Annotated in this window: 13 protein-coding genes and 1 pseudogene; 8 read left to right on the plus strand and 6 right to left on the minus strand. The window is 68.0% G+C overall.

Going from position 1 to position 21164, the window contains the following annotated elements; translation table 11 throughout:
- The first annotated feature begins 1 nt into the window (after position 1).
- Together B7P44_RS26085 and B7P44_RS26090 are read left to right on the plus strand one after the other, a co-directional pair.
- Entirely contained in the window at positions 2-415 is a 414-nt protein-coding gene (locus B7P44_RS26085; RefSeq protein ID WP_231716704.1) for a DUF934 domain-containing protein, read from the plus strand.
- 779 nt (positions 416-1194) lie between these two features.
- Complete coding sequence (locus B7P44_RS26090; RefSeq protein WP_231716705.1) at positions 1195-2388, plus strand: hypothetical protein; 1194 nt, start codon at positions 1195-1197, stop codon at positions 2386-2388.
- Positions 2389-2440: 52 nt separating this feature from the next.
- Here the strand turns inward: B7P44_RS26090 and B7P44_RS26095 are convergent, their stop codons facing one another.
- Together B7P44_RS26095 and mprF are read right to left on the minus strand one after the other, a co-directional pair.
- Positions 2441-3718 (minus strand): virulence factor family protein, encoded by a 1278-nt coding sequence (locus tag B7P44_RS26095; RefSeq protein WP_084908815.1) that lies wholly within the window; start codon positions 3716-3718, stop codon positions 2441-2443.
- On the minus strand, positions 3715-6309 hold the full coding sequence (gene mprF, locus B7P44_RS26100) for a bifunctional lysylphosphatidylglycerol flippase/synthetase MprF (protein WP_084908816.1): 2595 nt from the start codon (positions 6307-6309) through the stop codon (positions 3715-3717). The genes B7P44_RS26095 and mprF overlap by 4 nt, the downstream gene beginning before the upstream one ends.
- Positions 6310-6830: 521 nt before the next feature.
- Between mprF and B7P44_RS26105 the strand changes: the two genes are divergently transcribed.
- The 6 genes and pseudogenes from B7P44_RS26105 (at position 6831) to B7P44_RS26130 (ending at position 12231) form a co-directional block, all read left to right on the plus strand.
- Positions 6831-7343: a hypothetical protein gene (locus B7P44_RS26105; RefSeq protein ID WP_084908817.1), complete on the plus strand. Its 513-nt coding sequence runs from the start codon at positions 6831-6833 to the stop codon at positions 7341-7343.
- Positions 7344-7651: 308 nt separating this feature from the next.
- Positions 7652-8797, plus strand: a complete 1146-nt coding sequence (locus B7P44_RS26110) for a c-type cytochrome (protein WP_084908818.1) — start codon at positions 7652-7654, stop codon at positions 8795-8797.
- A 13-nt stretch (positions 8798-8810) separates the two neighbouring features.
- Positions 8811-10565 (plus strand): cytochrome c oxidase subunit I, encoded by a 1755-nt coding sequence (ctaD, locus tag B7P44_RS26115; RefSeq protein WP_084908819.1) that lies wholly within the window; start codon positions 8811-8813, stop codon positions 10563-10565.
- The gene (locus B7P44_RS26120) at positions 10562-11173 is read left to right on the plus strand and encodes a cytochrome c oxidase subunit 3 (RefSeq protein ID WP_084908820.1); all 612 of its coding nucleotides are present in this window, start codon (positions 10562-10564) and stop codon (positions 11171-11173) included. The genes ctaD and B7P44_RS26120 overlap by 4 nt, the downstream gene beginning before the upstream one ends.
- A pseudogene (locus B7P44_RS26125) lies at positions 11170-11879 on the plus strand (heme-copper oxidase subunit III family protein). Before B7P44_RS26120 ends, B7P44_RS26125 begins: the two are co-directional and overlap by 4 nt.
- Before the next feature lie 10 nt (positions 11880-11889).
- Positions 11890-12231: a cytochrome C oxidase subunit IV family protein gene (locus B7P44_RS26130; protein ID WP_084908821.1), complete on the plus strand. Its 342-nt coding sequence runs from the start codon at positions 11890-11892 to the stop codon at positions 12229-12231.
- A gap of 25 nt (positions 12232-12256) precedes the next feature.
- On the opposite strand, the gene B7P44_RS26135 is transcribed toward B7P44_RS26130, so the two are convergent.
- The 4 genes from B7P44_RS26135 to B7P44_RS26150 are packed head-to-tail and all read right to left on the minus strand — an operon-like array spanning position 12257 to position 20762.
- The gene (locus B7P44_RS26135) at positions 12257-16453 is read right to left on the minus strand and encodes a bifunctional nitrate reductase/sulfite reductase flavoprotein subunit alpha (RefSeq protein WP_084908822.1); all 4197 of its coding nucleotides are present in this window, start codon (positions 16451-16453) and stop codon (positions 12257-12259) included.
- Between the two features lie 16 nt (positions 16454-16469).
- Positions 16470-16817 carry a nitrite reductase small subunit NirD gene (gene nirD, locus B7P44_RS26140; protein ID WP_059483922.1) on the minus strand — a complete coding sequence of 116 codons (348 nt, stop codon included), beginning with the start codon at positions 16815-16817 and terminating at the stop codon, positions 16470-16472.
- Positions 16818-16859: 42 nt separating this feature from the next.
- Entirely contained in the window at positions 16860-19412 is a 2553-nt protein-coding gene (gene nirB / locus B7P44_RS26145) for a nitrite reductase large subunit NirB (protein WP_084908823.1), read from the minus strand.
- Positions 19413-19436: 24 nt separating this feature from the next.
- On the minus strand, positions 19437-20762 hold the full coding sequence (locus tag B7P44_RS26150; protein ID WP_084908824.1) for an MFS transporter: 1326 nt from the start codon (positions 20760-20762) through the stop codon (positions 19437-19439).
- Positions 20763-21164 lie beyond the last annotated feature (402 nt).

Consider the following 21164-nt stretch of genomic DNA (forward strand, 5'->3'; position numbering starts at 1 on the left):
AATGAACGAACCACAGCGCATCCGGCTGCTGACGCCGGCCGAACACGATGACGACACGCGCGACGCGACGCTTGCGATCGCGAACGACGACGAGCTCGAACCGCATGCCGCGCAGATCGCGCAAGCGACGCGCATCGACCTGCAGTTCCCGGCGTTCACCGACGGCCGCGCATACAGCCAGGCGTACCTGCTGCGCAAGCGCTTCGGGTTTGCGGGCGACCTGCGCGCGACCGGCGACGTGCTGATCGACCAGTTGCTGCTGATGGAGCGCACCGGCTTCTCGAGCGCGGTGCTCGGCGCGGATGCCGATCCGGAAGATGCGCGGCGCCAGCTCGAGCGTTTTTCCGGCTTCTATCAGCAGGATGCGCGATCGGCAGCACCCAATTCGCGACGGAACGACATGTCGGAAAGCTAGACGACACCTGTAGACGCCTGAACCGAGGATTCAGGCGCCACTCAAGCATTCCTCAGGCCAGCCATGTCATTGCCCGGCAATATCGGCGCAATCCTGCATTCAATCCTCTCATAGCTTGACATTCGTGGCGCATGACCTAGGTTGACTCTACGGAACGAACGCGCGGCGAATCCCGGTCGATTCGCATAACGACGCGCCTGTCGCACGCATGCCCGTCAAGACAACCACGCCTTACGAATTCATTCCAACCAGGGGACTCGCCACGGACAAGTCATCGTCACGCGGCGTATCGAACACCGCCGCATGCGCTCCGCTCCGAGACGGATCGCGCGTGCCGGCATGCGACTCCTGCATTCCGCCGGTGCGCGCGTCGAAGCATCTGCTCGCTCCGCCGGGCTGATCCCGCTGTCTCTTTCCCGATTCGCTCCATCGAAGCAAAGCAACGCGTCCCGCCGATCGCCGGCGGTGCGTGACTGTTGCCCGCCTTCCGCTCGCCCGGTCGCGCGCTGAAACGGGCGTGATCGCTCGCGAGCATGCATATGGACAGCCCGAAGCCGTTTGCGGTCCGGCCGCCGCCGCAGAACCCGGTGAGGATGAGTCACTGGACAGCGCGTTGCCGCGCGTATTTGCTGAGCGGTTATCTGATTGTCGTCAACGTGGCCGGTGTCGCGATCGCCACGCTTGCGACCAACCGACCGATTCACGAGAGCGGTTTTTGGAAAGGGTTTTGCGCGATCCAGTGGCCTTGGGCGGTCATCCTGGTCAGCGGAATTGCCACCGTGCTCGTGGGCGCACCGCTCATCGTCTTCCTGTGCCTCGGCTGGTATGCGCGTTATGACGAGTTCCAGAACAGCCTCAAGAACAACGCGCTCGACAACTACCTGAAGCGCTTCTGGTCGAAATGGCTGCTGCAGACGATCCAGTTCGCCGAACATCATGGCGGCCCGGTGTTGAACGGCGACGCACAGCGTTTGAATGCGTTCTCCGAACATTGGCCGACGCTGGGCGATCGCCTGTTCGCGAACATCTATCACGAGCAATACGGTCTGCGGGCGTTCGTGCCGCCGTTCGTCATCCTGCTCGTGGTGACCTATGCGATCACGGCGATCGCGACGTGGCTCTGTACCAAGAGCGATTGCGCTTTGTCGGACACGGCGACATGCATTTTCGGACTCGGTTGCCCGCTGATCGTCTCGGTGGTTGCCGGCGCACTGATGTACGTCGTCAGCGATGCGGTGCTGGGCATCCGGCGTCGTGCACTCAACGTGTCCGACGTGCACTGGTATTCGCTCCGCCTCTTCCTTGCGATACCGCTCGCGCTCGTCGCGGCGTATGCGCCGTCGTCCGGCAGCACACCGCATGTCGTGATCGCGTTCACGCTGGCGATCCTGCCGGTCGACGAAATCATCAAGACGATTCGCCGGATCGGGGCGCTCAACCTGACCGAATTCGAAGCGAAGCAGGCTGCGCCGGACGAACTGCTCAACCTGAACGGCGTCACGAAGTTCGTGACCGCGTCGCTGCATGCGGAAGGCATCACGTCGATCGAGCAGATGGCCGCGGCCGATCCCGTCACGCTGTCGATCCGCACCGGATTTCCATTTCGCTTCACGCTGCGGCTAGGCTCGCAAGCGATCGTGCGCCGGCATTTCGGTCCCAAAGCGTCGAACTTGCTGCCGATCGGCCTGGCGGACGTCGTGCCGATCTATCTGCTCGTGCAGGCACTCAACGGCAAATCGCAGGCCGATGAATCGACCGTAGCGCCGGCCGTGCCCGCCGAAGCACCGTGGCTCGATGACCCCGATAAGGTCGTGTCGGCAGCCGCCGCCCTCCTGTTCGCCAATGCGAAAGCCGATCCTGCGTTACCGCAAGATCAGGCGGAAGCCGTCGTGAAAATGAAATTCCGCCAGATTGCGGCGGAAGAGTACACGTTGATGCTGGCCCGGATCACGCCGCTCGACCCGGCGCTATAGCATGCCCGACGTCCGGCGGGACGCGCACACGTCCCGCCGGCATCGCGAGGGGCTAGTTGCCCGCCACCTGCTTCTTGAACGCCGAGAGAATCTGCTTTTCGAGCGCGACATAGTCGCGGCCGAAGTGATGTTCGCCCTGCGTCTTGATCACCTGGATGCCGGAGTTCGCGAGCACCGGGCACATCGTCTCCTTCTCCTGCTCGCCGTAGAAGCACTGCACGATGCCCGGCGGCACCTTCGCGATCTCCGGCGCGACCTTCAGCGCCTTGTCGCTCGCCGGCATGCCGAGCCAGCCCGTCACGCGGATCTGGAAGTCCGCGCTCGGCGCGAAGCCGAGCAGCGACATCACCGACACCTTGTCGCGCAGCGCGGCCGGCAGCCGGTTGTACGCGAACGGCATCACGTCCGCGCCGAACGAGTAGCCGACCAGCGCGACGTTCGTCGCGTTCCAGCGCGCCATGTAGGTGCGCATCACGCGCGCGAGATCGCGGCTCGTCTGCGCGGGCGACTGCTCGCTCCAGAAATAGCGCAGCGCGTCGATGCCGACGACCGACACGCCGTCGCGCTGCAGCGCCTCGGCGATCGTCTTGTCGAGATCGCGCCAGCCGCCGTCGCCGGAAATCACGATCGCGAGCAGGTTGCTGCCGCCCTTGGCCGGCAGCTCGATCAGCGGCAGGTCCGACACGTCGAGCTCGTCGGCCGTCCCGTCGCGCAGATGCGGCTTCACGAGCGCGACGAGCTTCGCGGTATCGCCCGCCGCCGCGGTTTCGACGAAGCCCGGCATCGCGCGGCGCACGATCGTCGGATCGGGCGGGCACGGCTTGAAGCGCGGATCGAGCTTCGCCGCCGGCTCGACCGACACCATGCCGGCGATCGTGTTCTCCGGCGCCATCGACAGGATCTGCTTCGCGATCGCGCCGCCCTGCCCGACACCCGCGACGATCGGCGCGTAATAGCGCGACGACTGCGCGAGCCGTTCAAGCTGGTGGCTGACGGCCTCGGCGTCGCCGTCGAGATGGTGGCAGGTCTCCTGCGTCGCGGCGAGGTTCGCCGCATACCGCTCGGCATCCACGCCGACCGTCATCGCGCCGGCTTTCGCGAGCGCGTCGGCGGCCTGCTGGTCGGCCGCGCTCCAGCCGCTGCCTTGCGAGAACATCACGACAAAGCCGCGCATCGGGCCGTTCGGCTTCGTCACCGTAACCGGGCCGTAGCGACCGCCGGACACGGTCTGCACCTTCACCGCAGCCGGCTGCGTGGCGAACGCGCCGCCGGCCAGCATCATTCCCGCGCAGGCGACCACCGCCCGCGCGATTCGATTCTTCAACATCATGAACGCCGACCTCCAGCCAGCAAAGACAGATCCGCCAGCGTGACGAACACGCCGACCGAGCCCGAAGCCGCGAGATAACGCGGCTCCCAATGCGGCTCGAACTTGCTCTTGAACGCGCGCAAGCCGCGGAAATTGTAGAAACGGCCGCCGAAGCGCCACACCATCAGCCCGACCCGGTGCCACGGCGACGGCATCTTCGCCGCGCCCATCCCCGAGAACGGCGCGATGCCGAGGCTCAGCTTGCGGAAGCCCGCTTCCTTCAGGTGCAGCGCGAGCTGCGTGAACAGGTACTCCATCGCGTACGGCGACGCTTCCGGCAGATGGCGCATCACGCCGACCGTCGCCTCGGTGTTGAGGTCGGTCGTCATGAACGTGACGAACGCGATCGGCCTGTCGGCCTGGCGCACCAGCATCACCGACTGCGTCGCGAGATAGCCGTCGTGGAACGCCGCGACCGAGAAGCTCTTCTCGCGCGCGTCGCGGCTGTCGAGCCAACCGTCGGAAATCCCGCGCAGCGCCGGCAGCGCGGCCGGCACGTCGTTCGGCGCGATCACTTCGACGCTCAGCGCATCCTTGTCGCCGCGGCGCAGCGCATAGCGCAGGTGCGAGCGGTGCGAGCCCTTCAGGTCGAATTCGTCGAGCGCGACGTGCGCCTCCTCGCCGAGCTTCATCAGCGTGAGCCCCGCGTCGAGATACAGCGGCAGCGCGTTCGCGCGCACCTGGTAGAACGCCGCGCGGCCGCCGTGCTTGTGCGCGAGCGCGATGAACTTGCCGATCAGCGCCGGCCATTCGCTGCGCGGGCCGACCGGGTCGTGCAGCGCGGCCCAGGTGCGGCCGTGCTTCGCGTACATCAGGAACGCCTCGCGCGACTCCGAGAACAGGAAGCTCTTGTCGCCCATCAGCGCGAGGCCGGCATCGCTGCATTCCTGCGCGCGGATGATCCGCTCGGCGTCGAGCAGGTCCTGCGGCGCCGGCTTCACGAAACGGCCCGCCGCCGGCCGCAGCATCTGCCACAGCGCGAACATCGCGACGAACACGCCGGCCGCGAGCGTCGCGCGCAGCGCCCGCGGCGCGCGCGCGTCGAACGAGAAGTGCGACCACAGCTCGCGCGTGTACGGCACGTCGCGGAACGCGAAGCACAGCACCCACACCGCGAGCGCCAGCACCATCGCGACCGACACGAACCAGCCGATCGTGAAGCGCTCCGCGAACAGCGACGAATGGCGGTTGAAGCGGCGGCGGCTGACGAGCAGCAGCACCAGCAGCGCGCCGAGCACGCCGGCCTCGACGAACGCGAGCCCCTTCGCGAACGACAGCGCGAGGCTCGCGAGCGTCAGCGCGAAGGTCATCCACCAGGCCGCGTCGAGCCGGCGCAGCAGCCCGCGCGCGACGAACAGCAGCGCGACGCCGAGCACGCTGCAGATCACCTGCGAGCCTTCGAGCACCCACAGCGGCACGATGCCGCGCAGGATCGCGATCCGGTACCAGAAGGCCGGCGTCGCGCTCGAGATCACGAGCATCGTGCCGGTGGCGAACGTCACGAGGCTGAGGAACAGCGGCGCGAGCTGCGACACGCGCGCGGCCTGCCGCGTCACGAGGCGCCGGCGCAGCGCGCGGCCCTCGAAGCCGGCGAGCAGGCCGGCCGACAGCACGAACGGCACGCCGAAGTAGATCGCGCGATACGCGATCAGCGCGGCAACCATCTCGTGCGCGGGCACGTCGCGGCCGAGCGTGAAGACCATCGCCGCCTCGAACACGCCGATCCCGCCCGGCGTATGGCCGATCATGCCGAGCAGCAGCGCGGCCGCGTAGATGGTGATGAAGCTCGAGAAGCCGACCGGCGCGGCGGGCAGCAGCACCCACAGCGTCAGGCCGGCCGCGACCACGTCGAGCACCGCGTAGACGACCTGCGCGACGAGATCGCGCCGCGCCGGGATGTCGAACGCGAGCCACTTGAAACGGGTCTCGACCGGACGCGCGACGCGCCCGCACGCGGCGACCAGCGCCGCCATCACCGCGAGCAGCGCGGCGCCGCCCCAGGTGAGCGCGCCGGGCGCGACGTGCAGCATGGCGGCCAGCGTCTGCGGCACCCAGACCATGCCGACCGCGGTCATCAGCACCAGCGCGAGCGCGAGCGTGCCGCTCGTAAACACCGTCATGCGGCCGATCTGCGCGGGCGTGACGCCGGACACGCCATAGACGCGCGCGCGCACCGCGCCGCCCGTCAGCGCGCCGAAGCCGGTCGCGTTGCCGAGCGCCGAGCCGGCGATCGCGCCGATCCACAGCGCCGCGCGCGGCACCTTGGCCGCGACGTAGCGCAGGCCGACCGCGTCGCGGGCGACCAGCCCGAGATAGCTGAGGGCGGTCGCGCCGAGCGACGCGCCCCATTCGGCGGCCGACATGTGGCGCAGCTGGCGGATCACCGACCGGTAATCGACGGACGCCGACAGGTGCTGGAAGACCACGATCAACAGCAGCCCGATGCCGAGCGCAAGCAGCGGCGACAGCATGCGCTCGTTGCGCAGCAGTGCCGAGACGCGGCCGAACCATGCCGCGGCACGGCTGGGTGAACCAGGGTGGCGGGAAGACATAACTTATTGGCGGTGGTGCATAGCGTGCCGCGGCGCCGGGTGGACCGGGCGGCGGAGAATCTGGTTGTTCTGCTTGGGCGGCCCGCCGATGTGCCAATCGGCGGCGCCTGGATCAGAAATTACAAGTATACAGAATCAATATTACAAATTCTTTCGCGTTGTGCAGAGCCGCGCCGGACAGGCCGATCGGATGAACGGGATATCAAAATCACGCAGCCCCGCATGTGCGAGATGCGCATCATACCGGGAACCGGGAAGGTTTTTTTGTCGGTTGAATGGGCCGCGATGCAAGTGAGGGGAGATATTTCGGGCCGGGCGGCGGAATCGCCTGATGGAAGCCCGGCTTCGCGCACTACGCATCCAGTTCGAACGCGCAGGGTTTTTGCACCTTGCGTTGGCACCCATATCTGCCATTCTGAATCGGACAAGGTGCGCATTTTTGACGCAAGCGGCGCCCAAGCCAAGCGAGTGGCGCTTTCGGTACCCGAGTGCTGAAGTTGAACTGCCGGCAAGGAGGTCGTATGGAACTGCACATTCAATCGCACCATTGGGAACGGCGCACGCCCGACTGGCTCGCCGCGGCCGTGGCCGGTCTTGCGGGCGGCGCCCTGGTGATCGTGCTCGAATTCTTCTGGTCGACCATGGTGCTCGATGAAAGCCCGTGGCAGCCGACCCACAAGATCGCGGCGATGGTGATGGGCCGCAGTGCGCTCGAACAGATGTCGGTCTTCAGCTTCGGCATCGTGGGGACGGCGCTGGTCCTGCACTACGTGCTCGGCGCCATCATGGGGCTGATGCTCGGCGCGATCATTGCGCCGTTCCGCTTCGATTCGAGCGTGGGCATGGAGGCGGTCATCGGGCTGGCCTTCGGGATCGTCGCGTATGTGTGGAACTTCTATGTGATGACGGCCGTGTTCCCATGGTTCGTCTCGGAGCGAGGTTCCGGCCCCTTGTTGGCAAACCTGCTGTTCGGCGTGGTCACCGCCCTCGCCTACGGCATGCTGGCACGGCGCAGGCAGGACGCGATGCAGTGACGCTGAACGACCGGCACGCTCGGGAAACGGCCGCCTCGGCAACCGATGCCGACGGCGGCCGTTTTGCATTGCAGCAAGTGACGCCTCCATTCGCGCGATCGGTATATGGGGCGCACTTCCCCCGTGCGCTGCCTTGCACGCTGCCGAGGCGAGGACTACCTTTTCTCTATAGCCGCTGACAACGTTCAGCAAAGCGGTCCCGGCAGACGTGCCGGCGCAGACGGTACCGAAAGTACGGCCAGGCGGCACGACGCCGCCGGGCGCGTCTTGTCGGCGGCTCCGGCGAGTGACTCGCAACGAGGCGGCCTATGGCGCTTGCGATTGCCCTGATCCTGATCATCGTATTGGCGGTGGGGTTTCACTTTGCCAGTCCCTGGTGGATCACGCCGATCGCGTCGAACTGGGTGCGCATGGACGACATGCTGACGATCACGATCGTCATTACCGGCGCGCTCTTCATCGCGATCAACCTGTTCATCGTGATCGCACTGGTGCGCTACCGCCACCGCAGCGGGCATCGCGCGGCCTACGAGCCGCACAACAGGCGGCTGGAATGGTGGCTGATCGGCCTGACCGCCGTGGGCGTGGCAGCGCTGCTGGCGCCGGGTCTGTTCGTCTACGCGGACTACATCCGGCCGCCGCGCAACGTGCTGCAGATGGAAGTGCTCGGGCAGCAATGGCAATGGCGCTTCCGCTTCGCCGGCCCCGGCGGCAAGCTGGGCACGACGGACGTGCGCTACATCAGCAACGACAACCCGTTCGGCCTGAACCCCGGCGACCCGAACGGCCGCGACAACTACCTGATCGAGACGCCCGAGGTGCACCTGCCGCTCAACCGGCCGATCCAGGTCCTGACACGGTCGCGCGACGTGCTGCACGACTTCTACGTCCCGCCGTTCCGGGCGCGCATGAACATGGTGCCCGGCATGGTGACCACCTTCTGGTTCACGCCGACCAAGGCGGGGCGCTACGACATCCTGTGCGCGCAGCTTTGCGGCATCGGGCACTCCAGCATGCGCGGCGTGGTGGTGGTGGAAGACGAAGCATCGTTCTCGCGCTGGCTGGCGCAGCAGAGCACGTTCGAGCAGCGGCAGCAGGCCAAAGTGCAGGCCGCCGCAGGCGGCAGCGCCCAGGCGCTTGCCGACCAGGGCAAGACGCTCGCGGCGGCCAAGGGCTGCATCGCCTGCCATACCGTGGACGGCAGTCCGCGCGTGGGCCCCACGTGGAAGGGCCTGTACGGCAAGATCGAAACGATGGCCGACGGCAGCACCGCGAAGGTGGACGAAGCCTATCTGCGCGCCTTCATCCGCAACCCGACGGCCCGCGTCGTGAAGGGCTTCGCGCCGATCATGCCGCACTTCGACCTGAGCGAGCAGGAGCTGAGCGCGCTGGTGGCCTACATCGAATCGCAAGGCGGCCCGGCGGCCAGCAGCGCAGCCAACCCCCAGCCCTAGCGGAGCAGACGCAATGACCTACGCGCACACCGACCACGCCCCGCAAAGCTTCTGGACCCGCTACGTGTGGAGCCAGGACCACAAGGTCATCGCCGTGCAGTATTCGCTGACGGCCATCGCCATCGGCCTGGTCGGCCTCGTGTTGTCGGACCTGATGCGGTTGCAGCTCGGCTTCCCGGGCAAGTTCAGTTTCATCGACGCCAACCACTACTACCAGTTCGTCACCATGCACGGGATGATCATGGTGATCTACCTGCTGACGGCGCTGTTCCTGGGCGGCTTCGGCAACTACCTGATCCCGCTGATGCTGGGCGCGCGCGACATGGTGTTCCCGTTTCTCAACATGCTGAGCTACTGGGTCTACCTGCTGGCCGTGCTGGTGCTGACGGCGAGCTTCTTCGTGCCGGGCGGGCCGACCGGCGCGGGCTGGACGCTGTATCCACCCCAGGCCATCCTGCCGGGCACGCCGGGCGTGGAATGGGGCATCGTGCTGATGCTCGTGTCGCTGGCGATCTTCATCGTCGCGGCAACGATGGGCGGCCTGAATTACGTCACCACCACGCTGCAGGCGCGCACGCGCGGCATGACGCTCATGCGCATGCCGCTCACGGTGTGGGGCATCTTCATCGCGACCATCATGGCGCTGCTGGCGTTTCCGGCGCTGTTCGTGTCGGCGGTGATGATGCTGCTCGACCGGACCCTCGGCACCAGCTTCTTCATCCCGGCCGTGGTGTCGATGGGGCAGACGCTCAAGCATGCCGGCGGCAGCCCGCTGCTGTTCCAGCACCTGTTCTGGTTCTTCGGGCATCCGGAGGTCTACATCGTCGCGCTGCCGGCCTTCGGCATCGCGTCGGACCTCATCAGCACGCACGCGCGCAAGAGCATCTTCGGCTACAGGATGATGGTGTGGGCCATCGTCATCATCGGCGTGCTGAGCTTCGTGGTCTGGGCGCACCACATGTTCGTCGCCGGCATGAATCCGTATTTCGGCTTCTTCTTTGCCACCACCACGCTCGTCATCGCCGTCCCGACCGCCCTCAAGGTCTACAACTGGGTGCTGACGCTGTGGCGCGGCGACATCCACCTGACCGTGCCGATGCTGTTTGCGATCGGCTTCATCAGCACCTTCGTCCTGGGCGGGCTGACCGGGCTCTACCTCGGCAACGTGAGCGTGGACATTCCGCTGTCGAATACGTACTTCGTGGTCGCGCACTTCCATATGGTGATGGCCGTGTCGCCGATCCTGGTGGTGTTCGGCGGCATCTACCACTGGTATCCGAAGGTGACGGGCCGCATGCTCGACGACAGGCTCGGGCGCACGCACTTCTGGGTCACCTTCGTCGGCACTTATGCGATCTACTTCCCGATGCACTATCTCGGCATCCTGGGCATGCCGCGGCGGTATTACGCGTATGAGGGCTACAGCTTCATTCCACACTCGGCGCAGACGCTCAACACGTTCATCACCGTCATTGCGCTGATCGTCGCGGTGGCGCAGCTGCTGTTCCTGTACAACCTGGCGTGGAGCCTCGCGCGCGGCAAGCACGCCGACGGCAACCCGTGGCGGGCCACCACGCTGGAATGGCAGACGCCGCAAACGCCGCCGGTGCACGGCAACTGGGGCGCCGCGCCGCCTGTCGTGTACCGCTGGGCGTACGAATACAGCCCGCCGGGGCACGACGAAGACTTCATCCCGCAAAACCAGCCGCCTGCGACGGCGCCTGAACCTGCCCACCCGACGCTCCAACCCGGCGAGGCACGCGAATGACCACCCTGCCCCGCCCCTTCGGTCCTGACACGCCGCCGGTGCTGCCGAATGCGAGCCGCATCGGCCTGATCGTCTTCATGGCGGTGGCGACGACCTTGTTTTCGCTGCTGCTGCTCGCCTATGCCATGCGCATGCGCGAGCCCGACTGGCAGCCGATCCCGCATCCGGCGTTGCTGTGGTGGAACACCGGCGCGCTGGCGCTGGCCAGCGTTGCCATGCAGCGCGCCCGGCGACTGACCTTGCATCGCGCGGCGTGGCTGGTGTGCGGCGGCGTGCTGGCGGCCGTGTTCGTGATCGGGCAACTGACCGCCTGGCGCATGCTGTCGGCGGCCGGGCTGACCGTCGCCGTCAATCCGTCCAATAGCTTCCTCTACCTGCTCACCGGCCTGCACGGGCTGCATGTGCTGGGCGGGCTGGCGGGCTGGGCCGTGACGATCGCGCAGCTCCGGCGCGCGGACCCGTTCCGGGCCCAGCGCGCCATCGCGCTGTGCGCCCTCTACTGGCATTTCCTGCTGGCGGTCTGGCTCGTGCTGCTGGCGGCGATGTGGTGGCTCACCCCCGGGATCGTCGCCGCCATCTGCGGGCCGCTGTATGGAGCCGCGCCATGACCACGCCCACGCTCCCCACCGAATCCTCGCCCCCCCCCCGCCCGCCGACGCCGGGCCCGACGGCTGGCGCGGCATCGTCACGGACTGGTCGGCCGACCGCGAAGCCTTCAAGGTGCCGTGGGGCAAGGCGATGATGTGGATCTTCCTGCTGTCGGACACCTTCGTCTTCAGCAGCTTCCTGATCGGCTACATGTCGGTGCGCATGTCGACCACGGCGCCGTGGCCCGACACGTCCAAGGTGTTCGGGCTCACGGTGGGCGGCGTGGATGTGCCGTTGCTGCTGATCGCCATCATGACGTTCATCCTGATCACCAGCAGCGGCACCATGGCGATGGCCGTCAACTTCGGCTACCGGCGCAACGCAAGGCGCGCCGCCGCGCTGTTGCTGGCGACCGCGCTGCTGGGCGCGAGCTTCGTGTCGATGCAGGCCTTCGAATGGACCAAGCTGATCGTCCATGAAGGCATCCGCCCCTGGGGCAACCCGCTGGGCGCGGCGCAGTTCGGCGCGTGCTTCTTCATGATCACCGGGTTCCACGGCTTTCACGTGACCTGCGGCGTGATCTACCTGCTGCTGATCGCACGCAAGATCCTGCAGCCGGGGTTCACCGAGCACGGCAACTTCCAGATCGTCGAGATTGCCGGCCTGTATTGGCACTTCGTCGACCTGGTGTGGGTGTTCATCTTCGCGCTGTTCTATTTGTGGTGAGGCACAGGCCATGGACCACACCGATCCCGCCCATCGACCCGACGCCGCGCACGGCCAGCAGCATCCGATCGGCATCTACCTGAAGATCTGGGGCCTGCTGTTCGTACTGAGCACGATGTCGTACCTGGTGGATTACTTCCGCGTGCAGGGCCTGATGCGCTGGGCGCTGATCGTCGTGCTCATGCTCGCCAAGGCCGGGCTGATCGTGTCGATCTTCATGCACATGATGTGGGAGCGGCTGGCGCTGGTGTACGCCATCCTGATACCGCCCCTGTGCCTGCTGGTGCTGCTGGTGCTGATGGCCGCCGAAGCGCATCACACCTTCGGCATGCGGGAACTGTTCTTCCACTGAGCCGCTTCGGCGAGCGGAACGCGCATCAGTACACGTCCCGCACGTACCGCCGCTCCTTCGCCAGCCGCGCGACGTACTCGCCCGCCTTGTCGTCCGACATCCCGCCGTGCGCGGCGACCACCGCCTTCAGCGCTGAGTCGACGTCCTTCGCCATCCGCGCGGCGTCGCCGCACACGTAGAAATGCGCGCCCTCCTCCAGCCACGCGAACAGCTCGGCGCCGTGCTCGCGCATCCGGTCCTGCACGTAGACCTTCTCCGCCTGGTCGCGCGAGAACGCGAGATCGAGCCGCGTCAGGAAGCCGTCGTCGCGCATCGCGGTCAGCTCGTCGCGGTAATAGAAATCGGTCTGCGCGTGCTGCTCGCCGAAGAACAGCCAGTTGCGGCCGCGCGCGCCGCGCGCCTGGCGCTCGTGCAGGAAGCCGCGGAACGGCGCGATGCCGGTGCCCGGGCCGACCATCACGATCGGCGCGTCGCCGCTCGCCGGCGGCCGGAAATGCGCGGACTTCTGCACGAACACCGGCACGCGGCCGTCTTCCGCGCGATCCGCGAGGAACGTCGACGCAACGCCCTTGCGCGCGCGCCGGCCGTTGTGGAAGCGCACCGCGGACACCGTCAGGTGGATCTCGTCGCGATGTGCCTTCGGGCTCGACGCGATCGAGTACAGGCGCGGCTGCATGCGCTTGAGCATGCCGACGAGCTCCGCGCCCGACAGCTCGACCGGGTATTCGTGCAGCACGTCGGCGAGCTGCTGCCCCCACAGCCAGTGCTTCAGGTCGGCCTTGCGCTCGTCGGCGAGCAGCGCGCCGAGCGCGCCGTTCGCGCTGCGCGACGCGATGAACGCGAGCGTATCCGGATGCGGGCGCGTGATGTCGAGGTGACGCGCGAGCGCGTCGCCGAGCCGCACTTCGCCGACGCCGCCGACCGTCACGAGCGTGTCGGCCTTCAGCGCGGTGAGGTCGAGCAGCTCGTCGACCAGCGCCGGGCAGTTGGTCGGCCACACGCCGAGCGCGTCGCCGGCTTCGTATTCGAGGTTCGCGCCCTCGGTCGACAGCGACACGTAGCGCGTGTCCTTCGCCGCGCCCGCGTGGTTCAGGCGCAGGTTCGCGACGAGCCGCGACGGCGCCGGATGCGCCTTGGTCGGCAGCGCGCCCGACGGGATCATCCCCTCCGCCGGCACCGCGTGCAGCGCCGCGTCCTCCTCCTTGATGCGCGCGACGACGCGCTCGAGCCAGCGGTCGGCGTCGGCCTGGAACTCGACGTCGCAATCGACGCGCGGCGACAGCCGCTTCGCGCCCAGCTCGGCAAACCGCGCGTCGAGCTGGCGGCCGTGGCCGCAGAACTGGTCGTAGTTGCGGTCGCCGAACGCGAGCACCGCGAAGTGCACGCCGTCGAGGCGCGCCGCGCCTTCGGAGCGCAGCGCGTCCCAGAACTCGCTGCCGTTGTCGGGCGGATCGCCGTCGCCGAAGGTGCTCGTCATCAGCAGCACGTATTGCGCCTTCGCGAGCGACGCGAGCGGGTAGTCGGACATGCAGGTCGTGCGGATCTCGAAGCCCGCGTTCATCAGCTGCGTCGCGTATTCCTCGGTCAGCGATTCGATGTTGCCGGTCTGCGACGCCCACAGCAGCACGACCTTCGGCCGCGTGCGCACGATCCGCACGCCGCCCGGCGCGGCCGCGTCGGCGTGCTCGCTCGCCGGCGGCGCGGCCGCGCCCTGCGCGGGCAGCGCGCGGCTGAACAGCCCGGCGAGCATCCCGTCGAGCCACCGGCGCGTCGGCGCGGCGAGCGGCGCGCTCGCCGGCAGCACGGGCACGCCGCCCGCGCGGCGGCCCGCGTCGCTGCGCATGCCGCTGACGAAGCCCGCGACGTACTGGCGCTCCGCGTCGGAAAGCGCCGGCGGCGCCGTGTCGGCAATGCCGAGCGCGGCGGCGAAAGTATCGATGTCAGCCATGTCGAGTTCCTCGAACGCAGGGGCGCCGTGCGCGGCGACCGGCTCCGGCCGGGCGGGCGCGTCGGCCGTGCCGCGCTGCGGGGTGTCGTCGTCCGCGTGACCGGCGCTCGCCGCGGCGACCCGGCTCAGCGCGACCGCGCAATATTTCAGTTCGGGTTGCTGCGAAACCGGGTCGATCGCGTCGCTCGTGACCGCGTTGATGCACAGGTCGTCGCCGTACACGTCGTTCCAGTGCATCGGCGCGAAGCAGTTGCCGGGCTGCACGCGGTCGGTCACGACCGCCGGCAGCACCGCGCGCCCGCGCCGCGAGCGGATCTCGACGCTGTCTTTCGCGGCGATGCCGAGCGCGCATGCATCGTCCGGATGGATTTCGACGAACGGGCGCGGGTTCAGCTTGTTGAGCATCGCGACCTTGCCCGTCTTCGTCATCGTGTGCCACTGGTGCTGCAGCCGCCCGGTGTTCAGCACGATCGGGAATTCGCGGTCGGGCAGCTCGGCCGGCGCGACGTGCGGCCGCGCGAGGAATTGCGCCTTGCCCGACGGCGTCGGGAATGCGAGGCGCGGCGCGCGGCCGTCCGCCGCGGTGCGCAGCGTCTGGCTCACGCCGTCGTTCAGGTAGCGAACCGGATTGCGGTCGCGTACCAGGGCCGGGGCGCCCGGCGCGCACGGCCACTGCAGCGGCGCAGCGGCGAGCGCCGCGTGGCTCGCGCCGCGCAGGTCGTAGCCGGTCGCCGGATTCGAGAAGCGGACGATCTCGTCGAACACGTCGGCGGCCGACGCGTAAGCGAACGCGTCGCCGAACCCCATCGCGCGCGCGACCCCGGCGACGATCTGCCAATCCGGCAGCGCTTCGCCGGGCGGCTCGATCGCCTGCCGCATCAGCGTCAGGTTGCGCTCGGAGTTGACCATCACCCCTTCGCCCTCGGCCCACAGCGCGCCCGGCAGCAGGATATCCGCGTAGCGGTTGGTTTCGGTGTCGAGGAACGCGTCCTGCGCGATCACGAGCTCGGCCGCCTGCAGGCCGGCGATCGCGTTCTGCCGGTTCGGGACCGTCGCGACCGGGTTCGTGCAGATGATCCAGCACGCCTTGACGTCACCGGCCGCCATCCGTTCGAACAGGTCGACGGTGCCGTGGCCGGTTTGCGTGCGCAGCGTGCCGCGCGGCACCTGCCACAGGTCCTCGACGAACTGCCGGTCCGCGTCCGACAGCACCGAGCGCTGGCCCGGCAGCCCCGGCCCCATGTAGCCCATCTCGCGCCCGCCCATCGCGTTCGGCTGGCCGGTCAGCGAGAACGGCCCGCTGCCGGGCCGGCACAGCTTGCCGGTTGCGAGGTGCAGGTTGCAGATCGCATTGGTGTTCCACACGCCGTGGGTGCTCTGGTTGAGCCCCATCGTCCAGCAGCTCATCCACTCCGGCGCGTCGCCGATCCACTGCGCGGCAAGCCGGATGTCGGCCTCGGCCAGCCCCGTGATCTCCGCGACCTTCTCCGGCGTGTAGTCGGCGAGGAACGCCGGCATCGCGTCCCATCCTTCGGTGAACTCGGCGATGAACGCGGCGTCGGTCCTGCCGTTCGCGTGCAGCAGGTGCAGCAGGCCGTTCATCAGCGCGAGATCGGTGCCCGCGCGGATCGGCAGGTACAGGTCCGCCTTGTCCGCGGTGCCGGTGCGGCGCGGATCGACGACGATCAGCTTCGCGCCGGCCTTCACGCGGTCCATCATCCGCAGGAACAGGATCGGGTGGCAGTCCGCCATGTTCGCGCCGATCACGAAGAACAGGTCCGCGCGATCGAAATCCTCGTACGACCCGGGCGGGCCGTCCGCGCCGAGCGACAGCTTGTAGCCGCTGCTCGCGCTCGCCATGCAGAGGCGCGAGTTCGACTCGATCTGGTTGGTGCCGACGAAGCCCTTCGCGAGCTTGTTGATCAGGTATTGCGCCTCGATCGACATCTGGCCGGACACGTAGAACGACAGCGCGTCCGGGCCGTGCGCATCGAGCACCGCGCGCAGGCGGCGCCCGGTTTCGCCGATCGCGTCGGCCACCGGCAGCGGCACGAGGTCGTCCTCGCGCGAACTGCGCACGAACGCGCGTTCGAGCCGCCCGGACTGGCGCAGCGCGACGTGCGCCGACGAACCCTTCGTGCAGAGCCGCCCGAAGTTGGTCGGATGGTCGGGGTCGCCGGACACCTTGACGACCTCGCCGTCCTCGACGTGCAGCACCATCCCGCAGCCGACGCCGCAGTACGGGCACACGCTCTTCACGTTCGTGGCGGTCATGTTCGCTCCGGGTCCGTCAGCCCGCGACCCACACGAAGCCGTCCTCGACGCGCGACGCATAGGTGCTCACCGACTGTTCCGGCACTTCGAGGCATTCGCCGGTGCGCAGGTCGAAGTGATGCTTGTACAGCGGCGACGCGACGACGATCCGCTCGCCGAGATTGCCGATCAGCCCGCGCGACATCACCGCCGCGTGCGACGCCGGATCGACGTTGCCGATCGCGAACACGCCGCCGTCCGCATGCGCGACGTGGAACACGGCAACCTGCTCGCCGTTGACGAGCGCGCACACGCCGGTGTTCGGCACGATCTCGTCGAGCGCGCACACGGGGGTCCAGGACACGGGAATACGATCGTTGCTCATGACGTTCTCCTTGCTGACGATGAAGGTGACGTTAACTACCGCTCAAACGGTTTCGGTCTCGACCACCACCGGGATCTCGACCGGCTTGCCGCGCACGCGCTCGTCGGGCGTCGCGGGGCGGATCTGGCCGCGCGTCTCGACGAATGCGATGTTCGCGTCCGGCGCGTCGCTGTTCACGAAGTGGCGGAAGCGCTTGCGCGTGTCCGGATCGGTGACGGCCTTCTTCCACTCGCACTCGTAGGTGTCGACCACGTGCTGCATGTCGGCCTCGAGTTCGGCCGCGAGCCCGAGCTTGTCGTGCACGACGACGTCGATCAGGTAGTCGAGCCCGCCTTCGAGGTTGTCGCGCCATACGCTCGTGCGCTGCAGCCGGTCCGCGGTGCGGATGTAGAACATCAGGAAGCGGTCGACGTAGCGGATCAGCGTGGCGCGGTCGAGGTCCGCCGCGAGCAGTTCCGCGTGGCGCGGCTTCATGCCGCCGTTGCCGCACACGTACAGGTTCCAGCCCTTCTCGGTGGCGATGATGCCGACGTCCTTGCCCTGCGCTTCCGCGCATTCGCGGGTGCAGCCCGACACGCCGAACTTCAGCTTGTGCGGCGCGCGCAGGCCCTTGTAGCGGTTCTCGAGGTCGATCGCGAGGCCGACCGAATCGTCGACGCCGTAGCGGCACCACGTCGAGCCGACGCACGACTTCACGGTGCGCAGCGACTTGCCGTACGCATGCCCCGACTCGAAGCCCGCGGCGATCAGCTCCTCCCAGATCAGCGGCAGCTGCTCGACGCGCGCGCCGAACAGGTCGACCCGCTGGCCGCCCGTGATCTTCGTGTAGAGGCCGTATTTCTTCGCGACCTGGCCGACCGCGATCAGCCCTTCCGGCGTCACCTCGCCGCCCGGCATGCGCGGCACGACCGAGTACGTGCCGTCGCGCTGGATGTTCGCGAGGTAGTAGTCGTTCGAATCCTGCAGGGCCGCGTGCTCCTTCTTCAGCACGAACTCGTTGAAGCACGACGCGAGGATGCCCGCGACCGCCGGCTTGCAGACGTCGCAGCCGAGGCCGTGGCCATGCTTCGCGAGCAGTTCGCCGAAGGTCTGGATGCGCTCGACACGGATCAGGTGGAACAGCTCCTGGCGCGAATACGGGAAGTGCTCGCAGATGTGGTTGTTGACCGCGAGGCCGTTCTTCTTCATCTCGGCCTTCATGATCTGCGTGACGAGCGGCACGCAGCCGCCGCACGACGTGCCCGCTCCGGTGCACGACTTCATCGCGGCGATGCTCGTCGCGCCGTCGCCGACCGCCGCGCAGATCTGCGACTTCGACACGTTGTTGCACGAGCAGATCTGCGCGAGCGCCGGCAGCGCGTCGACGCCGAGCGCCGGCTTGGCCGCGCCGTCCGACGACGGCAGGATCAGGAATTCCGGCGACTCGGGCAGCTCGATGCGGTTCAGCATCATCTGCAGCAGCGTGCCGTATTCGGCCGCGTCGCCAACCATCACCGCGCCTTGCAGGAACTTGCCGCAGTCGGATACGACGAGCTTCTTGTACACCTGCTTGCGCTCGTCGGCGTACTGGTAGGTGCGGCTGCCGGCCGTCGCGCCGTGCGCGTCGCCGATGCTCGCGACGTCGACGCCCATCAGCTTCAGCTTCGTGCTCATGTCCGCGCCCGCGAACGCCGCGGCTTCGCCCGCCAGCTGCTTCGCGACTACCCGCGCCATGTCGTAGCCCGGCGCGACGAGGCCGTACACCATGCCGTTCCACGCCGCGCATTCGCCGATCGCATAGATGTCCGGGTCGCTCGTGCGGCAGGCGTCGTCGATCGCGACGCCGCCGCGCGGGCCGAGGTCGAGCCCGCACGCGCGCGCCAGCTCGTCGCGCGCGCGAATGCCGGCCGAGAACACGATCATGTCGGTGTCGAGGTGCGAGCCGTCTGCGAACTTCATCCGGTGCGTGCCTTCCTCGCCGTCGACGATCTCGAGCGTGTTCTTGCCGGTATGCACCGTCACGCCGAGCGCCTCGATCTTCGCGCGCAGCATCCGGCCGCCGCCGTCGTCGACCTGCACGGCCATCAGGCGCGGCGCGAATTCGACGACGTGCGTGTCGAGCCCCAGGTCGCGCAGCGCCTTCGCGCATTCGAGGCCCAGCAGCCCGCCGCCGACCACGACGCCGCGCTTCGCGTGCGCGCCGCACGCCTGCATCGCCTCGAGGTCCTCGATCGTGCGGTACACGAAGCAGTCCGCGCGCTCGCGGCCCGGCACCTGCGGCACGAACGGCCGCGAGCCGGTCGCGAGCACGAGCTTGTCGTACGCGAGCGTCTCGCCCGACGCCAGCGTGACCGTATGCGCGTCGCGGTCGATCGACGCGACCTGCGCGTTCAGGCGCAGGTCGAACTGCGGGTGCTGCTCGAAGAAGCCCGGCGCGACGAGCGACAGGTCGTCCGCCGACTTGCCCGAGAAGAATTCGGACAGGTGCACGCGATCGTACGCGGGGCGCGGCTCCTCGCCGAGCACGGTCACCTGCGGCGCGCCGGCGACTTGCGCCGCGATGCACTCGAGCAGCTTGTGACCGACCATGCCGTGACCGATGACGATGAGTTTCATGATGGTTATCCTCGGAACGTTCACTCAGTTTGCGACGCCGCTCGCGGCGAGCGCGCGTTCGCGCAGCGCCGCCTCGCGGGCCTTGTGTTCTTCGCTGAAGCGCACCGCCATCGCGCACAGCGCCGACGCGGTGACGACGAGCCCGAGCAGGCTCAGCGTGTGCTGCACGTCGCCGATGCCCTTCAGCAGGAAGCCCGCCGCGACCGCGCCCACGTTGCCGCCCGCGCCGACGATGCCCGCGACGCCGCCGAGCGCCTTGCGGTCGATGAACGGCACGAGCGCGTAGGTCGCGCCGCACGCCATGTGCGTGAAGAGGCCGAAGGTCAGCATCGCGGCCAGCGCGATTCCGATGCTGTTCGCATGCGAGAACCAGATCAGGCCGAGCCCTTCGCCGATCATCAGCGCGCACAGCAGCGTCGCGCGCACGTCGAGGCTGCGGCGCGCGGCGACCTTGTCCGACAGCCAGCCGCCGAGCGCGCGGGCGAACAGCGCGAGCAGGCCGAACAGGCCGGCGGCGAGCCCCGCGTCCTTCAGCGACAGGTTGAAATGGTCGACGTAATAAAGCGCGGCGATGTTGTGGATGAACACCTCGACGCCGAAGCACGCGCCGTACGTGACGAACAGCATCCATACGCGATAGTTCGCGCACGCCGCGAAGAAGCTGGCCCAGCTGCCCTTCTTGCCGCTGTCGATCGTCACGCCCTGTTTACGCAGCGCGATGAAGTCGCCTTGCGGGCAGTCCTGCGTGAAGCGCCCGTACACCCACGCCATCACGAGCATCGCGATGCCCGGCACGACGAGCGCGACGCGCCACGCGGACGCGTCGCCGAAGCCGAGCAGCATCGCGGCCGCGACGAGCAGCGGCAGGCACGCCTGCGCCGCGCCCGCGCCGGCGTTGCCCCAGCCGGCCGACGTCGCGTTCGCGGTGCCGACGACGTTCGGCGCGAACATCACCGACGTGTGGTACTGCGTGATCACGAAGCTCGCGCCGACCGCGCCGATGCCGAGCCGGCAGATCAGGAGCGTCAGGTAGTCGTGGCTGAACGCGACCGCGATCACCGGAATCGCGCCGATCGCGAGCAGCCCCGCATAGACGCGGCGCGGGCCGAAGCGGTCGCACAACGGGCCGACGACCAGCCGCACGACGATCGTCGCGGCCACCGCGGCGATGTTGATGTTCGCGACCTGCGTGGCGCTCAGGTGGAATTCGCGCGCGATCAGCGGCATCAGCGGCGCGCACGCGAACCACGCGAAGAAGCAGACGAAAAACGCCATCCACGTCAGATGGAACGCACGCATCGGCGCGCTGCCGAAACTGAAGAGATCGATGCGGGTAGCTTTGTCGGACATATCTCATTCACCAAACAAAAACGGCGTCCTGCGAATCCGGTCTCGTGTCGAGACCCGATGCGTAGGACGCCGTTGCCCAGGGAGCCCGTTGCCGGGCATGTCGGTAATCGGTGCTGCGGGCCAATCGCCGTTGATTGGCTCGATCGACATAACGCAAGCCCCGTGCCAACTCGGGCTGAATCCCATCGTATGACGGCTGGCGGCGTGTTCAAGCGGTTCCGGGCCGCTCTTTGCGCCAGATCAGCGACGCGTCGTGATGCAGCGAGGCACAGTTGTGGTGCGATGCAGCACTGTCGCCGTGCGGCATCACGGTGCACGCTCGTGGTGAATGGCGCACAGGCTTGCGGCATCGCACCGGCACGCACGCACTCGGCCGGCATGCGCATGCGGCGGACATGCGCG

This window comes from Burkholderia ubonensis subsp. mesacidophila, from assembly GCF_002097715.1.
Lineage (GTDB): Bacteria > Pseudomonadota > Gammaproteobacteria > Burkholderiales > Burkholderiaceae > Burkholderia > Burkholderia mesacidophila.

Excerpts from the sequence above, each read along its gene's own strand:
- B7P44_RS26130 (WP_084908821.1), top strand. The coding sequence starts at position 11,890 with ATGGACCACACCGATCCCGCCCATCGACCCGACGCCGCGCACGGCCAG.
- nirB (WP_084908823.1), bottom strand. The coding sequence starts at position 19,412 with ATGAAACTCATCGTCATCGGTCACGGCATGGTCGGTCACAAGCTGCTC.
- nirD (WP_059483922.1), bottom strand. The coding sequence starts at position 16,817 with ATGAGCAACGATCGTATTCCCGTGTCCTGGACCCCCGTGTGCGCGCTC.
- B7P44_RS26110 (WP_084908818.1), top strand. The coding sequence starts at position 7,652 with ATGGCGCTTGCGATTGCCCTGATCCTGATCATCGTATTGGCGGTGGGG.
- B7P44_RS26135 (WP_084908822.1), bottom strand. The coding sequence starts at position 16,453 with ATGACCGCCACGAACGTGAAGAGCGTGTGCCCGTACTGCGGCGTCGGC.
- mprF (WP_084908816.1), bottom strand. The coding sequence starts at position 6,309 with ATGTCTTCCCGCCACCCTGGTTCACCCAGCCGTGCCGCGGCATGGTTC.
- B7P44_RS26095 (WP_084908815.1), bottom strand. The coding sequence starts at position 3,718 with ATGATGTTGAAGAATCGAATCGCGCGGGCGGTGGTCGCCTGCGCGGGA.
- B7P44_RS26150 (WP_084908824.1), bottom strand. The coding sequence starts at position 20,762 with ATGTCCGACAAAGCTACCCGCATCGATCTCTTCAGTTTCGGCAGCGCG.
- B7P44_RS26085 (WP_231716704.1), top strand. The coding sequence starts at position 2 with ATGAACGAACCACAGCGCATCCGGCTGCTGACGCCGGCCGAACACGAT.
- ctaD (WP_084908819.1), top strand. The coding sequence starts at position 8,811 with ATGACCTACGCGCACACCGACCACGCCCCGCAAAGCTTCTGGACCCGC.
- B7P44_RS26120 (WP_084908820.1), top strand. The coding sequence starts at position 10,562 with ATGACCACCCTGCCCCGCCCCTTCGGTCCTGACACGCCGCCGGTGCTG.
- B7P44_RS26105 (WP_084908817.1), top strand. The coding sequence starts at position 6,831 with ATGGAACTGCACATTCAATCGCACCATTGGGAACGGCGCACGCCCGAC.